The 21,251-nt window shown below is 66.0% G+C and carries 18 protein-coding genes and 2 tRNA genes; 4 read left to right on the top strand and 16 right to left on the bottom strand.

What is annotated here, in order from left to right:
- Positions 1–64: 64 nt before the first annotated feature.
- Positions 65–1,456 carry an FAD-binding oxidoreductase gene (locus tag ABD017_RS15985; RefSeq protein ID WP_343883803.1) on the bottom strand — a complete coding sequence of 464 codons (1,392 nt, stop codon included), beginning with the start codon at positions 1,454–1,456 and terminating at the stop codon, positions 65–67.
- 119 nt (positions 1,457–1,575) lie between these two features.
- Here ABD017_RS15985 and serA point away from each other — a divergent pair, with 119 nt between their 5' ends.
- Positions 1,576–2,808: a phosphoglycerate dehydrogenase gene (gene serA, locus ABD017_RS15980; protein ID WP_343883802.1), complete on the top strand. Its 1,233-nt coding sequence runs from the start codon at positions 1,576–1,578 to the stop codon at positions 2,806–2,808.
- 197 nt (positions 2,809–3,005) lie between these two features.
- Here the strand turns inward: serA and ABD017_RS15975 are convergent.
- From ABD017_RS15975 to ABD017_RS15930, 10 genes are all read right to left on the bottom strand, one after another.
- Positions 3,006–3,082: transfer RNA gene (locus tag ABD017_RS15975), tRNA-Pro, on the bottom strand.
- 50 nt (positions 3,083–3,132) lie between these two features.
- A complete protein-coding gene (locus ABD017_RS15970; protein WP_343883801.1) occupies positions 3,133–3,489 on the bottom strand; it encodes a MerR family transcriptional regulator in 357 nt (118 codons plus the stop codon).
- Positions 3,470–3,769, bottom strand: coding sequence for an integration host factor subunit alpha (ihfA, locus tag ABD017_RS15965; RefSeq protein WP_007080317.1), 300 nt, complete (start codon positions 3,767–3,769; stop codon positions 3,470–3,472). Before ihfA ends, ABD017_RS15970 begins: the two co-directional genes overlap by 20 nt.
- A gap of 1 nt (position 3,770) precedes the next feature.
- Positions 3,771–6,149, bottom strand: a complete 2,379-nt coding sequence (gene pheT / locus ABD017_RS15960) for a phenylalanine--tRNA ligase subunit beta (RefSeq protein ID WP_343883800.1) — start codon at positions 6,147–6,149, stop codon at positions 3,771–3,773.
- Positions 6,150–6,256: 107 nt separating this feature from the next.
- Positions 6,257–7,252 carry a phenylalanine--tRNA ligase subunit alpha gene (gene pheS / locus ABD017_RS15955; protein WP_343883798.1) on the bottom strand — a complete coding sequence of 332 codons (996 nt, stop codon included), beginning with the start codon at positions 7,250–7,252 and terminating at the stop codon, positions 6,257–6,259.
- 185 nt (positions 7,253–7,437) lie between these two features.
- Entirely contained in the window at positions 7,438–7,797 is a 360-nt protein-coding gene (gene rplT, locus ABD017_RS15950) for a 50S ribosomal protein L20 (protein ID WP_343883797.1), read from the bottom strand.
- Between the two features lie 16 nt (positions 7,798–7,813).
- Entirely contained in the window at positions 7,814–8,008 is a 195-nt protein-coding gene (rpmI, locus tag ABD017_RS15945) for a 50S ribosomal protein L35 (RefSeq protein ID WP_007080321.1), read from the bottom strand.
- A 239-nt stretch (positions 8,009–8,247) separates the two neighbouring features.
- Entirely contained in the window at positions 8,248–8,772 is a 525-nt protein-coding gene (gene infC / locus ABD017_RS15940) for a translation initiation factor IF-3 (protein ID WP_343883864.1), read from the bottom strand.
- Positions 8,773–8,827: 55 nt separating this feature from the next.
- Positions 8,828–10,729, bottom strand: a complete 1,902-nt coding sequence (gene thrS, locus ABD017_RS15935; protein WP_343883795.1) for a threonine--tRNA ligase — start codon at positions 10,727–10,729, stop codon at positions 8,828–8,830.
- 231 nt (positions 10,730–10,960) lie between these two features.
- Positions 10,961–11,836, bottom strand: a complete 876-nt coding sequence (locus ABD017_RS15930; protein ID WP_343883794.1) for a glycine betaine ABC transporter substrate-binding protein — start codon at positions 11,834–11,836, stop codon at positions 10,961–10,963.
- Between the two features lie 160 nt (positions 11,837–11,996).
- Here ABD017_RS15930 and ABD017_RS15925 point away from each other — a divergent pair, with 160 nt between their 5' ends.
- Positions 11,997–13,004 carry an NAD-dependent epimerase gene (locus ABD017_RS15925; protein WP_343883793.1) on the top strand — a complete coding sequence of 336 codons (1,008 nt, stop codon included), beginning with the start codon at positions 11,997–11,999 and terminating at the stop codon, positions 13,002–13,004.
- A 100-nt stretch (positions 13,005–13,104) separates the two neighbouring features.
- Here ABD017_RS15925 and ABD017_RS15920 read toward each other — a convergent pair whose 3' ends face one another.
- From ABD017_RS15920 to uvrB, 3 genes are all read right to left on the bottom strand, one after another.
- Positions 13,105–13,554 (bottom strand): CopD family protein, encoded by a 450-nt coding sequence (locus tag ABD017_RS15920; RefSeq protein WP_343883792.1) that lies wholly within the window; start codon positions 13,552–13,554, stop codon positions 13,105–13,107.
- A 60-nt stretch (positions 13,555–13,614) separates the two neighbouring features.
- A tRNA-Val gene (locus tag ABD017_RS15915) sits at positions 13,615–13,689 on the bottom strand.
- Positions 13,690–13,979: 290 nt separating this feature from the next.
- Complete coding sequence (uvrB, locus tag ABD017_RS15910; RefSeq protein WP_343883791.1) at positions 13,980–15,995, bottom strand: excinuclease ABC subunit UvrB; 2,016 nt, start codon at positions 15,993–15,995, stop codon at positions 13,980–13,982.
- Between the two features lie 171 nt (positions 15,996–16,166).
- Here uvrB and ABD017_RS15905 point away from each other — a divergent pair, with 171 nt between their 5' ends.
- Positions 16,167–16,703 (top strand): GspH/FimT family pseudopilin, encoded by a 537-nt coding sequence (locus ABD017_RS15905; protein WP_343883790.1) that lies wholly within the window; start codon positions 16,167–16,169, stop codon positions 16,701–16,703.
- Positions 16,704–16,871: 168 nt separating this feature from the next.
- A complete protein-coding gene (gene tssA, locus ABD017_RS15900) occupies positions 16,872–17,933 on the top strand; it encodes a type VI secretion system protein TssA (protein WP_343883863.1) in 1,062 nt (353 codons plus the stop codon).
- 15 nt (positions 17,934–17,948) lie between these two features.
- On the opposite strand, the gene ABD017_RS15895 is transcribed toward tssA, so the two are convergent.
- Both ABD017_RS15895 and ABD017_RS15890 read right to left on the bottom strand, forming a co-directional pair.
- Positions 17,949–19,100 (bottom strand): hypothetical protein, encoded by a 1,152-nt coding sequence (locus tag ABD017_RS15895; protein ID WP_343883789.1) that lies wholly within the window; start codon positions 19,098–19,100, stop codon positions 17,949–17,951.
- Positions 19,090–21,251: beta strand repeat-containing protein (locus tag ABD017_RS15890; protein ID WP_425543753.1), on the bottom strand; the 2,162-nt coding region annotated here is incomplete at its 5' end. The genes ABD017_RS15895 and ABD017_RS15890, both read right to left, overlap by 11 nt.

Below are 21,251 nucleotides of genomic sequence, written 5' to 3'. Positions count from 1 at the left end.
TCCTGGGGCGATGATGCCTCGCAGGCTACCATCCACGGGGTCGGCGCGCCGTAGGCAGCGCGCCTCAGTCGGCCGTCATCACCTTGCCGGGATTGAGCACGCCGTTGGGATCGAACACCTGGCGCACCCCGCGCATCAAGGCGATTTCGGCCTCGCTGCGCGTGCTTTCCAGGTAGGCGCGCTTGACCAGGCCGATGCCGTGCTCGGCGGAAATGCTGCCACCGTGGCGATGCAGCGTTTCGGCCAGCAGCTTGGTGACGTGTTCGCACTGCGCGATGAACGCGTCCTCGGCCAGGTCGTCGGGCCGCAGCACGTTGATGTGCAGGTTGCCGTCGCCGATGTGCCCGAACCACACCACCTCGATATGCGGATACTCGCGGCCCAGCAGATCCTGCATGTCATGCAGGAAGGCGGGCACCGCACTGATGCGCACGGATACATCGTTCTTGTACGGCTTGTATGACGCCAGGCTCTCGGTGATGCCCTCGCGCAGTCGCCACAAGGCAGCGGCCTGGGTTTCGCTTTGCGCGATTGCGCCATCGCTCACCCAACCCTGCTCCAGCGCATGCTCGAACGCAGCCAGCGCGGTTTCCTGCGCGGTTTCGTCGGCGGCATCGAACTCGGTGACCACGTAGTACGGGTAGTCCCCATCGATCGCCCGCTGCGCGCCGTGGGCCAGCACGTGCTTCAGCGCGATGTCGGTGAAAAACTCGAACGCTTGCAGATTCAGGCGCTGGCGGAACAGCGCGAACACCTGCATCAACGCGTCCATGTCCGGCAACGCCAGCAACATCACCTGCGACGGCGGTGGCGGCTCGGCCAGCTTCAGGGTCGCTTCCACCACGATGCCCAGCGTGCCTTCGGAGCCGATCACCAACTGGCGGAAATCGTAGCCACTGGAGTTCTTGATGAGGCCGCGGTTGAGCTCGAGCAACTCGCCGTTGCCGGCGACGACCTTCAGCCCGGCGATCCACTCGCGCGTATTGCCGTAGCGGATCACCCGGATGCCGCCGGCATTGGTGGCGATGTTGCCGCCGATCGAGCACGAGCCACGCGCGGCGAAATCCACCGGGTAGATCAGCTCGTGCTCCTGCGCTGCTTCGTGCACTTTCTGCAGGATGACGCCCGGCTGCACGGTCAGCGTGCGATCGACGGCGTTGAAATCCAGCACCTGGTTCATCCGCTCCAGGCTCAGCACCAGCTCGCCGTTGGCGGCTACCGCACCGCCGGAAAGCCCGGTACGGCCACCCGACGGCACGATCGCCACGCGCTCCTCGTTGGCCCAGCGCACGATCGCCTGCACTTCGTCGATGCTGGCGGGCAAGGCGATCGCCAGCGGGGAAGGCGTCCAGCGGCGGGTCCAGTCGCGGCCGTAATGTTCGAGCTCGGCGGGCTCGCAAAGCAGGCGCAATTCAGGCAATCGGGCAGCGAGCCCGGCAAGGCGAGGATCGGTCATCGGAATTCCAGGTGGTCAGCGGAAGCGTGCCAGCCCGGGTTGTGGCTGTCCAGTGCTGCGCTGCGACAAAAGGACAAATTCGTGGCATAGTATGGACGTCCATTTACCTAAGGGCTCTCATGCAAACCTCGTTCCCGAAAGAAGACATCAAGGTGCTGTTGCTGGAAGGTCTCAGTGCCACCGCGGTCGAAAATTTCCGCCGTGCAGGCTACAGCCAGATCGAGCTGCATGCGAAATCCCTGCCCGAAGCCGAGTTGAAGGAGCGCATCGCCGATGCGCACATCATCGGCCTGCGCTCGCGCACCCAGCTGACGGCCGACGTGCTCTCGCACGCCAAGCGACTGATGGCGGTGGGCTGCTTCTGCATCGGCACCAACCAGGTCGACCTGGTCGAGGCGAGCAAGCTGGGCATTCCGGTTTTCAACGCGCCTTATTCCAACACCCGCAGCGTGGCCGAGCTGGTGGTGGCCGAAGCGATCATGTTGTTGCGCGGCATCCCGCACAAGAACGCCCAATGCCATGTCGGTGGCTGGGACAAGTCGGCGGTGGGCAGTTACGAGGCGCGCGACAAGGTGCTGGGCATCATCGGCTACGGCCACATCGGCACGCAGACCGGCGTGCTGGCCGAAAGCCTCGGCATGCGCGTGCTGTTCTACGACATCGAGGCGAAGCTGGCGATGGGCAATGCCCATGCCGTGGCAACCCTGGACGAGCTGCTGGAACGCTCGGACGTGGTCACGCTGCACGTGCCGGAAACGCCTGCCACCAAGATGATGTTCGGCCGCGACCAGCTGGCAAAGATGCGCAAGGGCGCCATGCTGATCAATGCCTCGCGCGGCAGCGTGGTGGACATCGAGGCGCTGGCCGAATCGTTGAAGAGCGGCCATCTGTCGGGTGCCGCCGTCGACGTGTTCCCGGTGGAGCCCAAGGGCAACGGTGAACCGTTCGTGTCGCCGCTGATCGGCCTGGACAACGTCATCCTCACCCCGCACATCGGCGGCAGCACGCTGGAGGCGCAGGACAACATCGGCGTCGAGGTATCGAGCAAGCTGATCCGCTACAGCGACAACGGCTCCACGTTGTCGGCCGTGAACTTCCCCGAGGTGAGCCTGCCGGAACATCCGCAAAGCCGGCGCCTGCTGCACATCCATCGCAACGTGCCGGGCATCCTGTCGCGCATCAACGAGGTGTTCTCGGGCGAGAACGTCAACATCAATGCCCAGTTCCTGCAGACCGACGCCCAGGTGGGCTACGTGGTGATCGACGTGTCCGCCGAGGAAGCGAAGGCCAAGGAGCTGAAGGCGAAGCTGGCAGCCATCCCGGGCACGCTGCGCACCCGCATCCTGTACTGAGGCGGGCTACGGGCAAGGCTTGTGGGTACGACTTTTGTAGGAGCGACTTCAGTCGCGATGCTCTTTCCCGGAGTCCCGGAGCAAAGGCGTCGCGACTGAAGTCGCTCCTACAGGAGACGCCCCCACCAGGCGCTCAAGCCATCCAACGCGCAGAAACGACAACGGCACCCGCGGGTGCCGTTGTCGTTTTCGATGATTGGTCGGGGCGGCGAGATTCGAACTCGCGACCACTACACCCCCAGCGTAGTGCGCTACCAGGCTGCGCTACGCCCCGACAGAACCGGGATTCTAGCAGCTACACGGGTCTTCCCGGAAGCCTGATGTTCAGCGGCGCAACAGCGCCAGCACTTCTTCCAGCTCCATCCGTACCTGGCGCACGATCTGGTGCGAAATGCTGGCTTCCATGCGTGCCTGCGGGCCTTCCAGCCGGGCGCGGGCGCCGGTAATGGTGAAGCCCTCTTCGTAGAGCAGCGAGCGGATCTGGCGGATCATCAACACGTCGTGGCGCTGGTAATAACGCCGATTGCCCCGGCGCTTGACCGGATTGAGCGCGGGAAACTCCTGCTCCCAATAGCGCAGCACGTGCGGCTTCACCCCGCAAAGCTCACCCACTTCACCGATGGTGAAATAGCGTTTCGCCGGGATGGCAGGCAGCTCGGTGTTATTCCCCTGATCCAGCATAACTCTCGACTCTCACCTTGAGCTTTTGTCCCGGGCGGAACGTCACCACGCGGCGGGCGGAGATGGGTATCTCCTCGCCGGTTTTCGGGTTGCGTCCCGGTCGCTGGTTCTTGAGCCGCAGGTCGAAGTTGCCGAAACCCGACAGTTTCACCTGCTCCCCTTTCTCCAGAGCTTCGCGGACCACCTCGAAATAGGCATCCACGAATTCCTTCGCCTCACGCTTGTTCAGGCCTACGTCGAGGAAAAGCCGCTCGGCCATCTCCGCCTTGGTCAGCGCCATCTCATCCTCGCAACTTTGCCTTGCATGTGTGCTCCAACGCGGCCACCGCTTCTCGTATGCAACGGTCCGCGTCGTCATCGGTAAGCGTGCGTGAAGCGTCCTGCAAAATCAAGCCCATAGCGAGGCTTTTTCGGCCCGCTTCAACGCCCTTTCCGCTGTAGCGGTCGAACAGGCGCAGTTCCTGCAAACGATCGCCCAGGGCCTGCCGAACCGCCTCCTCGACCTGCGCCCAACGCACCTCCTCGGGCAGATCCAGGGCGATGTCGCGGCGTACCGAGGGAAACCGCCCGATTGCCTGCGCCATCGGCAGGCGGCGCGCCAGCAGCGGCTCCAGCGCCAGCTCCATCACATGCACGTCGGCGCCCAGGTCCAGAGCCTTGGCCAGCTGCGGATGCAGCGCGCCAAGGTAACCCACCGTCTGGCCATCGCGCATGACCCGCGCGCCGCGGCCGGGATGCAGCCAGGCCGGCAGGTCGGTGGCGTCGACCGACCAGCGCGACGGCTCGCCGCCCCAGGCGACCAGGGCATCGAGATCACCCTTGAGGTCGTAGAAATCCAGCGCGCGCGACGGCTCGCCCCACTGCTCGGCCCGGGCGTTGCCGCAGGCCACGATGGCGAGGCTCGGCGTCTCCCGCGGCGGATCGCCCGCCGCGAAAACGCGGGCCACCTCGAACAACCGCACCCGCTCCTGCTGGCGCGCGCGGTTGTGGCGCAGGGCTTCGATCAGGCCGGGCAACAGCGAAGGCTGCATCACCGCCAGGTCGGCCGAAAGCGGATTGGCCAATGAAACCAGCTCGTCGGTGAAACCCCAGCGAGTCAGCAGGTCCAATGGCACGAACGACAGATTGATCGCCTCGTGATAGCCGCGCGCCGCCAACTGCTCGCGCAAGGCCAGTTCGCCGATACGCGTTTCCGGCTCGACCGCCAGCGCCAGCGCACCGCTGGGGCGCAGCGTGGGGATGTTGTCGTAGCCGAAGATGCGCGCCACTTCCTCGATCAGGTCTTCCTCCCGCTCGATGTCGAAACGACTGCTCGGCGCGACGACCTGCCAGCCATCGGGAAGGAGGGTGACCTGCATACCCAGCGCGGTGAAGATGCGCGTCACTTCGCTATCGTCCACATCCACCCCGAGCACGCGCTTCAGGCGTGCGCGGCGCAGTGCGACAGGCGCGGGCCGCGGCAAGTCGGCGATGTTCTCTGCCACCAGGATCGGACCGGCCTTGCCGCCGGCGATGGCGACCAGCAGTTCGGTGGCACGCTCCAGCGCGCGCCGCGGCAGTTCGGGGTCCACGCCGCGCTCGAAACGGTGCGACGCCTCGGTATGCAGGCCCAGCTTGCGTGCGCGCCCCATGATTGCGGCCGGCGCGAAATGGGCCGATTCCAGGAAGACGTTGCGGGTGCTCTCGGTGGCGCGCGAATCGTAGCCGCCCATCACGCCGGCCACGGCCAGCACCTGCTGCGCGTCGGTGATGAGCACAAAGCCCTCGTCGAGGCGGGCATCGCTGCCATCGAGCAGCTTCAGCGTCTCGCCCGCGCGCGAATGGCGCACCACGATGTCGCCATGCAGCGCGTCGTTGTCGAACGCATGCATCGGCTGGCCCAGTTCCAGCATCACGTAGTTGGTGATGTCGACCACCGCACTGATCGGTCGCAGGTGGGCGCGCCGCAGGCGCTCGGCCATCCACAGCGGCGTGCGTACGGAAGGATCGACGCCCTCCACGACACGCCCCAGGTAACGCGGCGCATCCTTGCCTGCCTCCAGCCGGATCCCGCGGCGCGCGTCGGAACCGACCGGAACCGTGACCGGCGCGGGCAGCTTCGCGACGCTGCCGAACAGGGCGGCCACGTCGTAGGCCAGGCCATGCAGGCTGAGGCAATCGGCACGATTGGGCGTGAGGCTGAGTTCGATGCTGGCATCGGGCAGCCCCAGGTAAGCGGCCAGCGGCTGGCCGACCGGTGCATCGGACGGCAGTTCCATCAGGCCGGACGCGTCGGTGTCGATCGCCAGTTCCCTGGCCGAGCACAGCATGCCGTTCGATTCGACGCCGCGCAGTTTCGCGGCCTGTATCGCCATGCCATTGGGTAATTTCGCGCCAACCATCGCCAGCGGCACCTTGATGCCGGCGCGGGCGTTCGGCGCGCCACACACGATCTGCAACGGCTGGCCCAGGCCCGCGTCCACCTGGCAAACCTGCAGGCGATCGGCCTGCGGATGCCTTTCGGCGGCAACGATCTGCGCCACGACGACATGGTCGAGGCCTTCGCCAAGCGGAGTGACGTCCTCGACTTCCAGCCCAGCCATCGTCAATGCGCGAACCAGGGTATCGCGATCGGCATCGATCTCGACCAGCTCACGCAACCAGTTCTCGGAAAAATTCATTGTTTTGACCCGGGAATGGGGAATCGGGAATGGAGGACGGGAAGAGCAGAAGGCAAGGCGCCGCGGCCGCTTCTACGATTCCCCATTCCCCATTCCCTATTCCCGTTCTAAGCAAACTGTTTCAGGAAGCGCAGGTCGTTCTCGAAGAACGCGCGCAGATCCTTCACCCCGTAACGCAGCATGGCGAGACGCTCGACACCCATGCCGAACGCGAAACCGGTGTAGCGCTCCGGATCGATGCCCACGTTTTTCAGCACGTTCGGGTGCACCATGCCGCAACCGAGCACCTCCAGCCAGCGGCTCGATCCGTCCTCCTGCTCCCAGCGGATGATCACGTCCGCACCCGGCTCCACGAAGGGGAAATAGGTGGGTTTGAACATCATCTCGAAATCGCGCTCGAAGAACGCGCGCAGGAATTCCGTCAGCGTGCCCTTGAGGTCGGCCATGCTGGAGGTTTCGTCGACCAGCAGGCCCTCGATCTGGTGGAACATGGGCGAGTGCGTCTGGTCCGAATCGCTGCGATAGACCTTGCCCGGCGCGATGATGCGGATGGGCGGCTGGCGGCCGGCCATCGCGCGAATCTGCACCGGCGAGGTATGCGTGCGCAGCAGGCGGCCATCGCCGAAATAGAACGTGTCGTGCATGGCGCGCGCCGGATGATGGGGCGGGAAATTCAGCGCCTCGAAGTTGTGCCAGTCGTCCTCGATCTCGGGGCCGTCGGCACGCTGGTAGCCCAGCCGCGCGAAGATCGAGGCGATACGCTCCAGCGCGCGGGTGATCGGGTGGATGCCGCCGCGTTCGCCGTCGCGTCCGGGCAGGCTGATGTCCAGCTTCTCGGAGGCCAGGCGGCGGTCGAGCTCCACCTGCTCCAGTTGCTGCTTGCGTGCGGCCAATGCGTCGGCCAGGGCCTGCTTGACCGTGTTGACCTCGGCGCCACGTGCCTTGCGCTCGTCCGGCGCCAGCGTGCCCAGCGATTTCAGCGCGGCGGTGACGATGCCGCTCTTGCCCAGCAGGCCCACCCGCAAGGCGTCGAGCGCGTCGAGCGTGGCGGCGTTGCCGATATCGGCCAGCGCCTGCGCGGCGCGGCTTTCCAGATCATCCATCGATGCGATTCCGGGTTGCTCGGGAATCAGGATCAGGGATTGGATATCCGGATCGGCTGCCCCTGTGGCTCTTGCCAATCCCGAATCCCCAATCCCGAATCCCGCCAAAAAAAAAGGGGAGGAGACCAAAGCCTCCTCCCCGCTTGCTTTACATCATATCGTGCTGACGCAGATGCGTCCGACGATCAAGCGGCCAGACCGGCCTTTGCTTTCTCGGCGATCACGCCAAACGCCTTGATGTCGTGCACGGCGATATCGGCCAGCACCTTGCGGTCCACCGTGACGCCGGCCTTGCTGAGGCCATTGATCAGACGGCTGTAGGACAGGCCGAACATCCGCGCAGCGGCGTTGATGCGGACGATCCACAGGGCGCGGAACTGACGCTTGCGCTGCTTGCGGCCGATATAGGCGTACTGACCGGCCTTGATGACGGCCTGGTTGGCAACGCGGAAGACCTTGCGACGGGCGTTGTAGTAACCCTTTGCGCGGCCGATGATTTTCTTGTGACGACGACGGGCGGTAACGCCACGCTTTACACGAGCCATGGTCTATCTCCTCGTCTCAGTACGGCAACATGCGGGCGACACCCGGGGCGTCACACGCCTTCAGGTGGTTCTTGGCACGCAGGCCGCGCTTCAACTTGGTCGACTTCTTGGTCAGGATGTGTGACCGGTAAGCGTGACCGCACTTGATCTTGCCCGACGCGGTCTTGCGAAAACGCTTCGCCGCCGCCCGGTTGGTCTTGATCTTGGGCATGGTGATGCTCCTTAGGGTGGGGAAAAACCCCCGTTTCTGACTGACCTGGCGGCAACCGCAGGTTGCGCTTTCCATCCTGCCACGATCGGTGCACGGCCCATCCAGGCGGGCCGAACCGGTGATTATACGGAGTTGGAACCGCCGATACCAGTAGGAGCGCACCTTGTGCGCGATGCCTTTCGCCGCGTGACGAAAAGCGATCGCGCACAGGGTGCGCTCCTACGGGGGTGATGCCGGATTTACTTCTTTTTCGGCCCGATCATCATGACCATCTGGCGGCCTTCCAGGCGCGGGTAGGACTCCACCTGTCCGCTGTCGCCGATGTCTTCCTGGATCTTGCGGGCCAGGTTCTGGCCCAGGTCCTGGTGCGACATCTCGCGGCCGCGGAAGCGGATGGTGACCTTGACCTTGTCGCCCTCCTCCAGGAACCGCAGCATGTTGCGCAGCTTGATCTGGTAGTCGCCCACGTCGGTGACAGGGCGGAACTTCACTTCCTTGATCTCGACCTGCTTCTGCTTCTTCTTGGCGGCCTGCGCCTTCTTCTGGGCTTCGAACTTGAACTTGCCGTAGTCCATGATGCGGCAGACCGGCGGATCGCCGTTGGGCTGGATCTCGACCAGATCCATGCCCGCTTCCTGCGCCAGTGCCAGCGCTTCGTCGCGGCTCAGGATACCGAGCTGTTCCGCATCGGCACCGATGACACGCACCCGCGGCACGCGGATTTCGAGGTTACGGCGATTGCCCTTGTTGTCGGTGGTTGCGATACCACGATCCTCCAGAAGAAGTGATGAAAAAGACCGCCGAGTCTGAGCATCGGGCTCAGCGCCGGGTTTCGGTCTCCAGTCGTTCGATGAAGTCGGTCAGCGGCATGCTGCCCAGGTCCTCGCCGGAACGGGTACGCACAGAAACCGTCCCTGTCTCCTTTTCGCGGTCACCGACCACGAGCAGGTAAGGCACTTTCTGCATCGTATGCTCGCGGATTTTATAGCCGACTTTCTCGTTGCGCAAATCCGATTGTACCCGGAAACCTTTGTCGACAAGGGCTTGCGTCACCTGGGCGGCATAGTCGGCCTGCGCGTCGGTGATGCTGAACGCCACTGCCTGAACCGGCGCCAGCCAGGTCGGCAGCAGGCCGGCGTGATGCTCGATCAGGATGCCGATGAAGCGCTCCATCGAGCCCACGATGGCCCGATGCAGCATCACGGGGTGGCGCTTGTGCGAGTGCTCGTCGACGTACTCGGCACCCAGGCGCTCGGGCATCATGAAATCCACCTGCATGGTGCCCACCTGCCAGTCGCGGCCGATCGAATCCTTCATGTGGTACTCGATCTTGGGGCCGTAGAACGCGCCCTCGCCCGGCAGCTCGGTCCACTTCACCCCGGCGGCCGACAGCGCGCTGCGCAGCGCGGCCTCGGCGCGATCCCACACGTCGTCATCGCCGATGCGTTTTTCCGGGCGCAGCGCCAGCGCCACGTCGATGTGGTCGAAACCGAAATCGGCGTAGACCTGCATGGCTTGGGCATGGAAGGCGGTGACTTCGGATTCGATCTGCTCCGGCGTGCAGAAGATGTGGCCGTCATCCTGGGTGAAGGCGCGAACGCGCATGATCCCGTGCAGCGCGCCGGAGGGTTCGTTGCGGTGGCAGCCGCCGAATTCGCCGTAGCGGATCGGCAGCTCGCGATAGCTGTGCAGGCTGGTGTTGAACACCTGCACGTGGCCGGGGCAGTTCATCGGTTTCAGCGCGAAGGTGTGCTTCTCCGACTCGGTGAAGAACATGTTCTCCTGGTAGTTGTCCCAATGGCCGGACTTCTTCCACAGCGACACGTCCAGCACCTGCGGGCAGCGCACTTCCTGGTAGCCGCTCTTGCGGTACACGCCGCGCATGTACTGCTCGACCTGCTGCCAGATCGCCCAGCCGTTAGGGTGCCAGAACACCATGCCGGGGCTTTCTTCCTGCTGGTGGAACAGGTCCAGCTGCTTGCCGATCTTGCGATGGTCGCGCTTCTCGGCTTCCTCCAGCTGGAACAGGTAGGCCTTCAGGTCCTTGTCGTTCAGCCACGCGGTGCCGTAGATGCGGGTCAGCATGGCGTTGTTGGAATCGCCGCGCCAATAGGCACCGGCCACCTTCATCAGCTTGAACGAGCGCAGCTTGCCGGTGTTGGGTACATGCGGGCCGCGGCACAGGTCGGTGAACTCGCCCTGCGAGTACAGCGAAAGCGCCTCGTTGGCGGGAATGCCCTCGATGATCTCGGCCTTGTATTCCTCGCCCAGGCCGCGGAAGAACGCCACCGCCTCGTCGCGCGATTTCACCGTGCGCGTCACCGGCAGTTGTTCGGCCACGATCTTGTGCATTTCCGCCTCGATCCGGGGCAGATCCTCGGGCGTGAATGGGCGCTCGTAGGCGAAGTCGTAGTAGAAGCCGTTGTCGATCACCGGCCCGATCGTCACCTGCGCGCCAGGGAACAGCCGCTGCACCGCCTGCCCCATCAGGTGCGCGGTGGAGTGGCGCAGGATCTCCAGCGCCTCGGGGCTCTTGTCGGTCACGATCTGCACGCTGGCGTCGCGATCGATGGTGAAACCGGCATCCACCAGCTGGCCGTCGACCTTGCCGGCGAGCGTGGCCTTGGCCAGGCCGGCGCCGATGGAGGCGGCCACGTCCTGCACGGTAACGGGATGGTCGAACGGCCTCTTGCTGCCGTCGGGTAGCGTGATCTCGATCATGGATGGCACCTGATGATCCGCCCCGGTGGCGGATCGAAAGTGGAGTATGACTGCATGCGCGGCCATTGGCCGCAACGGACCGGACAGCGGCCACAAAAAAGGGCGCAAAGCGCGCCCTTCGGGTTCTGCCTTGCGGGGGGAATCAACCGGAAACGTTCGTAGTGTCCATGTCACACACTCGACCGGCAGTTACCTGCTGGCCACCACGGCGGGCGCGAAGGGATCGAAAAGTTACTTCGCGCCTGTGCGGGTGTCAACGCCGCCACTGACCCAGCCTGCCACCCGTTCCGGGTGGGCGCTTACCCACGCGCGGGCATTCTCGTCGGCATCCACGTCCGGCTGCAGATCGGCCGCCATCACCTCCTGCATCTGCGCCGCGGTCCAGCGAAAGCCATCGAGTACCGCACAGGCCTTGGGCTTGTCGCGTTGCAGGCCCTTGCGCACGAGCGTGTCGATATCCTCGGCGCCGCCGAAGCTGCCCCTGGGATCGGCCAGGTACTTCAGCTTCCAGCGTGCCCACATCCAGTGCGGCGTCCAGCCGGTCACCACAATCCACTCGTGCTCGTTGATCGCGTGCTCCAGCGCGGCGGTCATGCTGGCGTCGGTGCCCTCGACCAGGGTCAGCGGCAGCTGGTAGATCGCGATGGCCTTGCGCGCAATGGCCATCTCGCCGGCGCCCGGATCGATGCCAATGACGCGATGGCCGAACCGGCCGGCCTGCGCAGCCAACTGGTCGATGGCGTCGATCGACACGTAATCGGGCACCACCAGGCCGATCCGCGTGCCGGCCATGTTCGGCCCGAGATTGGTCACCCGGTTCCGCACGCGCGCGTAATAAGCCGCGTGCGTGCTGGGCAACCACGCGCAGACCGTGGCGTCGGCGGTGCCTTGCGCGAGGGCCGAATACATTGCCGAGCCGGTCAGGGGAACCGTTTCCACGCGAAAGCCCTGTTGCTCGAGCACGGCCTTGACGACGCGGGTGGCGGCGACGCAACTGGACCAGTCCACATAGACCAGTTTCACGTCGTGCGCCGCTGCTCCGGCCGGCGCATCCGCAGGGTCGCCCGGGGATGCGGCGCAACCGCTCACCAGCGCGATGATGAGCATGCAGGCAAACATCCGGCAACGCTGGAGCGGCTTGTCAATCATGGCATTCCCCCTGAATGGGCCCGCGACAACCATTCTAGGACGAGGCCAGGCGGTCGCGCGCCGCCACGCAGGCGGCGGCCGGTAGAATGCGCAGACCCGCACTCACCGGATTCCATCCATGCGCATTCTGGTTACCGGCACCGCCGGCTTCATCGGCGCCGCCCTGGCGCAACGGCTGCTGGACCGCGGCGACGAGGTGTACGGCTTCGACAACCACAATGCCTATTACGACCCGGCACTGAAGGAAGCGCGCCTGGCGCGCTTCGTCGACCATCCGAACTACACGCACCAGCGCGCCGACCTGGCCGATGCCGCCGCGGTGGATCAGGCGTTCGCCGCGTTCCAGCCGCAGCGGGTGGTGAACCTGGCGGCGCAGGCGGGGGTACGCTACTCCTTGCAGAACCCGCGTGCCTACGTGCAGAGCAACCTGGTAGGTTTCGTCAACGTGCTGGAAGCGTGCCGCCACGGCAGGATCGAGCATCTGGTCTACGCCTCGTCCAGCTCGGTCTATGGTGCCAACCGCAAGATGCCGTTTTCGCTGGAGGATGCGGTCGATCATCCGGTGAGCCTGTATGCGGCCAGCAAGAAGGCGAACGAGCTGATGGCACATACGTATAGCCATCTATACGGCCTGCCCACCACCGGCCTTCGCTTCTTTACCGTGTACGGCCCCTGGGGCCGGCCGGACATGTCGCCGATCCTTTTCGCCGACCGCATCAGCCGCGGCGAGCCGATCGACGTGTTCAACCACGGCCACCACAGCCGCGATTTCACCTATATCGACGATATCGTGGAAGGCGTGGTCCGCACCCTCGACCATCCCGCCGAACCCGACCCGATGTATGACGCCGAAAACCCCAACCCGGCCACGTCGAGCGCGCCCTACCGCGTCTACAACATCGGCAACGACCAGCCGGTGCAGCTGATGCGCTTCATCGAATTGCTGGAACAGAACCTGGGCCGCACCGCGGAAAAACGCCTGCTGCCGATGCAGCCCGGCGACGTGGCCGACACCTGGGCCGACGTCTCGGCGTTGCGTCGCGACGTCGGCTACGCACCGGCCACCTCGATCGAGGAGGGCGTGGCGCGTTTCGTGGCGTGGTACCGGCAATACCACGGGCAATAGACAACTCTTGTGGGAGCGGCTTCAGCCGCGATGCTCTTGCTCTTGCAGCTCACCGAAAAGCATCGCGGCTGAAGCCGCTCCTACAATCAGGCCCGGCCCATCAGAACGGCTTGGCGAGCACCAGGAAGATCACGCCCAGCAGCAGCAGCACCGGCAGTTCGTTGATCAAGCGCAGCGCCCTGGCCGAGGGCAGGTTGCCGCCCGCGGCCTTGCGCTTCAGCGCACGTCCGGCCCATACGAAATACACCAGCAGCACGGCCACCAGGGTCAGCTTGGCGTCGATCCAGTGCATGCCGGCAGTGACGTTGGGCAGCGTCGTCGGAAACAACCGCCAGCCCTGCCACAAGGCCAGGCCAAACACGAAAGCCACGCCGAACATGTTGTGGCCGAACTTGTACAGCCGCCGCCCCATCAGCTGCAGCCGCGCCTGCACGGCCGGTTCGTTGGCGGTCTCGGCCAGGTTCACCAGGATGCGCGGCAGGTAGAACACCGTGGCCATCCAGGCGATCACGAACAGCAGATGCAGCGACTTGATCAGCAGATAGGTCATGACAACGCTCCGTGGGCAAACAAAAACGGCGCGGCCTGTGGGCCGCGCCGTTCGGGGTATTGGTGGGCGGTACAAGGATCGAACTTGTGACCCCTACCATGTCAAGGTAGTGCTCTACCGCTGAGCTAACCGCCCGTCTCGCCACGGCATGCCGTGCGAGCCGCGCAGTATACGGTAGCGGTGGACGGTCGACAATAACCCGCGCAACAGGTTTCCTTCTTCCCGCGACGCGGCGGAAGCTGCGCAGCCGGATGGGCCGCCTGGGGTGCCGGGGCCCAGCTTTCGCTCACTGCTAGCCCGCGCCGAAGGGGCCTCGCAAGGCACCCTCCCCTGCTTGCAGGGGGAAGTGCCTATCCGGCAGCGGGAAACAGTCTGCACAGCAGTGAGCTTTCGCCAATGGCGGGCTGCGCGAGGGGAGCGAAAAGCTAGCGCAGCGATTGCTCGCGCAGTTGGTGGATCTGGTCGCGCAGCTTCGCGGCGTCCTCGAACTCCAGGTTCTGCGCGTGCTTGTACATCTGCGACTCCAGCTTCTTCAGCAGGCTGGCAGCCTGCGACGCGCTGAGGCCGGCGTAGTCGGCCGGCTGCTCGGCCACGGCGCGGCCGCGCGTCTTGCTGCCGCGGCGGTTGCCGACGTCGCTGCGTGCGCCCTCCATGATGTCGGCGATGCGCCGCACCACGGTTTTCGGCGTGATGCCGTTGGCGGCGTTCCAGGCGATCTGCTTCTCGCGGCGGCGGGCGGTTTCGTCCATCGCCGCCTGCATCGAGCGGGTGACATTGTCGGCGTAGAGGATCGCCTTGCCGCGCACGTTGCGCGCGGCGCGGCCGATGGTCTGGATCAGCGAACCGGTGGAACGCAGGAAGCCCTCCTTGTCCGCATCGAGCACCGCCACCAGCGACACCTCGGGCATGTCCAGGCCCTCGCGCAGCAGGTTGATGCCGACCAGCACGTCGAACTCGCCCAGGCGCAGGTCGCGGATAATCTCGCTGCGCTCGACCGTCTCGATGTCCGAGTGCAGGTAGCGCACCTTGATGTCGTGCTCGGAGAGATATTCGGTGAGGTTCTCGGCCATGCGCTTGGTCAGCGTGGTGACCAGCACGCGATCGCCCATGGCGATGCGCTTGTGTGCCTCGCTGAGCAGGTCGTCGACCTGGGTGCGCACTGGACGCACTTCCACTTCCGGGTCGACCAGGCCGGTGGGGCGCACCACCAGTTCGGTTACCGCATCGCCGGATTTCTGCAGTTCGTAGTCGCGCGGGGTGGCCGAGACGTAGATCGCGCGCGGCACCCGCTGCTCCCATTCCTCGAACTTCAATGGCCGGTTGTCCATCGCCGAAGGCAGGCGGAACCCGAACTCCACCAGCGTCTCCTTGCGCGAGCGGTCGCCCTTGTACATGGCGCCCAGCTGCGGCACGGTGACGTGCGACTCGTCCACCACCAGCAGGCCGTCGGGCGGCAGGTAGTCGAACAGCGTCGGCGGCGGCTCGCCCGGCAAGCGGCGGGTGAGGTGGCGTGAGTAGTTCTCGATGCCCTGGCAGTAACCCACCTCCACCATCATCTCCAGGTCGAAGCGGGTGCGCTGGTCCAGCCGCTGCGCCTCGACCAGCTTGTTGTCGCGGTACAGCACCTCCAGCCGGTCCTTCAGCTCGGCCTTGATCGTCTCGGTGGCGTTGAGCACGCTCTCGCGGGTGCTGGCGTAGTGCGTGCGCGGATAGACGGTGTAGCGCGGGATCTTGCGGATCGTCTCGCCGGTCAGCGGATCGAACAGCGCCATGCCCTCCACTTCGCCATCGAACAGCTCGATGCGCAGCGCCTCGGTTTCCGATTCGGCCGGAAACACGTCGATGATCTCGCCGCGCACGCGGTAGGTACCGCGGCGCAGTTCCATTTCGTTGCGGGTGTACTGCAGTTCGGTCAACTGGTGGATCAGCTTGCGCTGGTCGATGCGCTCGCCCTTGGCCAGGATCAGGCGCAGGCTGAGGTAGTCCTCCGGATTGCCCAGGCCGTAGATCGCCGACACGGTGGCGACGATGATGGCATCCCGCCGCGACAGCAGCGCCTTGGTCGCCGACAGCCGCATCTGCTCGATGTGCTCGTTGATCGAGGCGTCCTTCTCGATGAAGGTGTCAGACGCCACCACGTAGGCTTCCGGCTGGTAGTAGTCGTAGTAGCTGACGAAGTACTCCACCGCGTTGTGCGGGAAAAACTCCCTGAATTCCCCGTACAACTGCGCCGCCAGCGTCTTGTTCGGCGCCATCACGATGGTGGGCCGCTGCACCTTCTCGATCACGTTGGCGATGGTGTAGGTCTTGCCCGAACCGGTGACGCCCAGCAGCGTCTGCGCAGCCAGACCCGCCTCGAAGCCTTCGGCCAGGCGGGCGATCGCCTGCGGCTGGTCACCGGAGGGCTGGTACGGAGCAACGAGCTGGAAGCGGTCGGTCATCGGCTACATGTGTGGGTGCGGCGGGGCATTTTAAATCGGGGCTGCTGACAGCTGGCGTCAGCAGTGACCGACGCCGGGGCCGGCAACTGGGCGACAGCCACGCTCCCGACGCATGCCTAGCATGGCGGTTCCAGGCGACGCAGGAGCGTGAACGTGCCGGATCAGGGATGGATGAGGTGGCACCGGGCGCGTGGCGTCACGCTGGTCGAGCAGGCCATGGTGGTGGCGATCATGGCGACCCTGATCGGCGCGGCGATGCCGTCGATGCGGCGCCTGCTCGATCGGAACCGGCTGCAGACCGCCCAGGCGGACTTCATCGGCGCCCTGCATCACACCCGCGAAGCGGCCGTGCTGGCGCGGCAGGCAGCCGTGTTCTGTCCCAGCCACGACGGCCAGCAATGCGCCGATGAAGAGCGCTGGGACCACGGCTGGTTGCTGGCCGCCGATGGCGACCATGACAACCAGCCCGACGGCCAGCCGCTGTTTGTCAACGGAAGTTACGGGCCTCTCACGATCCAGAGTACGGCGGGTCGACGCCACGTGCGTTTCCAGGCCGATGGCAGCGCCCACGGCAGCAATCTCACCTTCGTCTTCTGCCGTCGCGGCAGGGCCGAGCAGGCGCTCAGCGTCGTGGTCGCCAATTCCGGTCGCATCCGTGGCGGCCGCGCGAGCGTCGCGCAGGCGGCCAGCTGCGCACAACAGCAATGAGCCCGCCAGGCGGGATTGCAGCGACTGTCCGGGCGATTATCTGGCAAAGCCCGCATTAACCCGCCGGAAGCCAAAAACAACGATTATCGGAGACTGTTCCGTCGTGTCTGTCGACACGTATGGAACGGCGCAACTGCGTTACCATGTGGGCCTCCATTGCCGCGATATATGGACGCCATGTCAAATCATCATCTGGAATCGTTGATTGCGCCGCTCGGCGACGAATTGCCCACCGGTGAAAACCTGGAGTACGACCAGGAATTCCTGGCGCTTGAACGCGCCGCCGCGCCCAAGGCCGAGCGCGCCATCGGCGACAGCGTCAAGGCCGCCGAGGAACCGGACTGGGAAAGGGTCGCCAGCATGGCCGAGGCGCTGCTGGGGCGTTCCAAGGATTTGCGCATCGCCACGCACCTGGCGACGGCCTGGGTGCGTATCGACGGCATGCCCGGCTGGGCGGCGGGCCTGGGCCTGATTCGCGCGCTGCTGGAAAACTTCTGGGATAGCGTGCACCCGCAACTGGACGCCGAGGACGACAACGATCCGACCGCCCGCGTCAACGCCGTGGTGCCGATCAGCGATGCCCAGAGCGTGCTCGGCTATTTCCGCACCACGCCGTTTGTGCAATCGCCGCGACTGGGGCGTTTTTCATTGCGCGATCTCGAGATTGCCCAGGGCACGCTGAAAATCAGCACGTCCACCGACGAGGGCGAGGAACTGCCCACCCTGACGGAGATCGAGGCCTGCTGCCTGGATTGCCCGGAAGAGCAACTCCTGGCCAATGCCGCGGCGATTAACGAGGCACTGGATCAGGCCAAGGCGATCGACGGCATTTTCAGCGAGCAGATTGGTACCGCCGGCCCGGATCTGAAGGCCTTGATCGGCGATATCCACGAACTGAAAAAATTCGTTGAGGCGCAACTAGGCAAGCGCATGCCGCAGGACGACGCCGCCGTCGGCGAAAGCGGCGCGGAGGAAGCCGGCGAAGCTGCCGCATCGGGCCAGGCCAAGGCCGTGGCCAGCGGCCGCATCGAAAACTCGCGCGACGTCGTCCGGCGGCTGGACGAACTGTGCGAGTACTACGCGAAGAACGAGCCGTCCAGCCCCATCCCGTTGTTGCTGGAACGCGCCAAGCGCCTGGTCGACAAGAGCTTCGTCGACCTGCTGAACGACCTGGCTCCGGGCGGGGTCAGCGAACTGCAGGCCATCTCCGGCCGCTCGGAATACGAATGAACGACGGCAAGGGCGTCAGTGGACGCCCTTGCAGGTGTTTGCGCCGGAGCGCACGAACATTGTGTGGACCGAGGGGTTCCAGCTCAGCGAAAGCCCGCCGGGCAGGCCGGCGGTGATGCTGGCGTTGGCGCTTTGCACGATCGGCCCGACCGACGCACGGCTGCCATCCCCGCGGCGCACGGTGGCGGTCAGCGCGTAGCTCAACGGATCGCCACAGGCGGTCGTATCGATCTGTTGCGAGACGGTGCTGCCGTAGGCGATGTCGGGCAGCGTGCCCGCGCCCAGCGGCACGCTTTTCTGCGCGCCGCCATCGGCAGCGCACATCGCGGTCAAGGTGTAGTCCACCGAAAACTGCGGCGACCTGGCGACCTGCACCACGGCAACCGCTTCGGGCTGGACGGTGCAACCCAGCAGGAAGGTCTTGCGCCTGGGCACGACGTGCAGCACGTAGTTGCCCGGATCGAGCATCTGGCTGGGCGGCAGTTTCAGTTCGATGCGGGCAGGCGAGACGCCGGTGATCACCGGCTGCACGGCCAGCGGCGCGCCTTGCGCGTCGGTGGCGATGATCTGGGGATCGGCGCATTGCGCGTCGGAGAGGTTGGCGCCCACCAGGGCGAACGCCAGCGGCTTGTCGCCGGGTTGCACGGCGAACAACGGCTGGTGGTCCAGCGTTTCGACCGCGTCGATCACCGGTTGCGCCTCCCGCGATGAATCCGCCGCCTCGGCCAACCGCTTGACGCTCGCTGCCAGGGCATCGGTGATCGCGCTGGCATCGCCGCCGAGGCACCCGTCGGCAATGTCCAGGTAGGCGCGGGTGCGTTGCGCGGCAGCCTGTGCGCGCCGGGCTTTGGCCTGCGCACGCGCGTCGATGAGGTCCACGGGCCGGGTGGCATCGGCGCCGCCGAGGGCGGCGCGCAGGTCGCTGGCGATGCGCGCCAGTCGCCCGCTGGTGGCCGCAAGCTGCGGATCGGCCGAGGCCTGCGCCCTGGCCGCCAGGTCGCGCTGCGCCGAATCGAGTTGGGCGATCACGGCTTCGCCCGTGAGCCGCGGCGCCAGTTGGGCGCCGGCCGGGGCCGCCAGCGCGCAGCCGGCCAGGGCCATCCCCCAGCGCAACGCGGTGCTGCTGCGCAGGGTGTGCGCGGGAGCGGGGCCGGCGTTACTCGTCATCGCAATCCACCGCATCGGGTGCGCAGCGCTGCTGGTCGGGCGGCAGCAGCAAACCGGTCGGCACGATGCCGAAGGCGCGGTAGTTCGCCGAGATCACGCTGGGGTCGATGTAGGAATCGGTGTGCCTGTTGGTGTTCTGCGCGCGACTGGTCAACGCCGACGTGGGCACGTTGATGCTGCTGCCGCCGGTGAGCGGCAGGATGTTGCCCTGCCGGTCCACCGCATAGAAATACGCTGGCGAGATCCCGCCCGGAACGATGACCTGCGCGTCGTCGCCCACCACGTAGACCGGGGCGCCGCCGAGACCGATATGGCCGGTCGATGCCCAGACGCCCACGCCGTTGTACAGCGGCGCCTGGTCGCTCTGCAGCAGGTCGCCATTGGTCACCGAAAGGTAGGTCGACGACGTGCCCGCATCCACCGTGTACTTGCTGCCGTTCACCGATGCCAGGTTCAGGGTCTGGGCGTTGGTGAGGCGGAACCCGGCCGGCGCCGCAAAGCCGCCCAGCGTGCCGATGTAGTTGGCCAGCGGGTGCGCGGCGTCGCCAAGGGTGACGATGCTCGCCGCACTGCCGGTGAGCGTATCGGCGGTGAGCTTGCCGCTGGCCCCTTCGTTGATCGCACCAGCGGAAACCAGGGTCATCATGCCGCCCTGGACCGCCCCGTCGATCGACAGGTCGCCGCCGCGGGTGGTGGTGAGCGTGGTCCGCGCGCCGCCATCGATCGGACCGGCCACGATCAGCGATTGCCCATTGGTGAAGCTGAAGCCGGCGGCCTTGAAAGCCTCCAGCGTGGCCACGCGGTTGCCGCTGCCATCCAGCGCGGTGGCGCCGGCGGAGCGGCCCGTCAGCGTGCTGGCCGCAATGCCGCCGCTCGCGCCCTGGCGGATGGCGCCGGCCGAGGTAAGCGCGGTGCGGGTGCCACTGACCAGGCCATTGATGACGATGTCGCCGTTGGTGGTGGTCAGGTTCACGTGGTCGCCGCCATCGACCGGACCGGTGACGGTCAGCGTGCGGTCGGTGGCCAGGTCGAAGCCCTCGGCGCTGAAGCTGCCCAGCGCATCGACATGGTTGACCGGATCGAGCACGGTGCTGCCGGCCGAACGGCCGCCGAGCGTGCCTGCCGTGATGATGCCGCTGGCGGTCTGGCGGATGTCGCCGCCGGAAACCAGCGTCACCGTATCGCCCTGCACCGCGTGGGTCAGGGTCAGGTCGCCGGCGGAGGCCAGGCCCACGTCGCCACCGCGCACCGCCGTGTTGACCGACAGCAGGCCGGACGTCGTCGTCAGGTGCAAGCGGCCGCCGTTGGCGATCGTCAGCGGGCCGTTGACGGCCAGCGCCTGCGCGTTGGTCAGGTCGAGGCCCGCCGCGGCGAAGCTGCCCAGGGTGCCGACATGGTTGGCGCCGTTGAGCGCGGTGAGGCCGGTGGAGCGCCCGCTCAGCGTGGCGGCGGTGATCACGCCGTGGCTGCCCTGGCCGATCGCACCGGCGGAGTCGAGCGTCATGGCCGTGCCCTTGAGCGCGCCATTGATCGTCAGGTCGCCGCTGGTGGTGGTCAGCGTGGTGCTGGTGCCGCCGTTCACCGTGCCGGCCACGGTCAGCCACAGCGCATTGCGCAGGTTGAGGTAGGCCGCGCTGAAATCGCCCAGCGCGCCGACGCGGTTGTTGCCGGTAAGGCTTACCGCCCCGCTGGTATCGCCCCTGAGCGTGCCGGCGACGATGCTGCCCGTGCTGGCCTCGCTGATGGCGCCGGTAACATCGAGCGTGGTCGTCGCACCCGTGAGTGTGCCGTTGATGACCAGGTTGCCTGTCGTCGCCAGCCCCACGCTGGCGCCGCCATTCACGGGACCGGCGACGGTCAGGTCCTGCACGTTCTTCAGGCTGAAGCCGGCCGCGCTGAAATCGCCCAGCGTGTCGATGCGGTTGTTGCCGCCGAGCGCCACGGCGCCGCCGGCGTTGCCGCGCAGGGTATTGGCCGTGATGACGCTACCGGCGCCCTGGCTGATGTTGCCGGCCACGTCGAATGCGGTGGTGGTGCCGCTCACCGCACCGTTGATCGCCAGGTTGCCGGCCGAGGTGGCCAGCGTCGTGCTGGCGCCGCCATTGACCGGGCCGGCGACCGCCAGCGACTGGCTGTTGGTCAGGCCGAAAC

The organism is Rhodanobacter caeni (genome assembly GCF_039523575.1).
GTDB lineage: Bacteria > Pseudomonadota > Gammaproteobacteria > Xanthomonadales > Rhodanobacteraceae > Rhodanobacter > Rhodanobacter caeni.
This window is presented reverse-complemented; position numbering and strand designations above follow the sequence as displayed.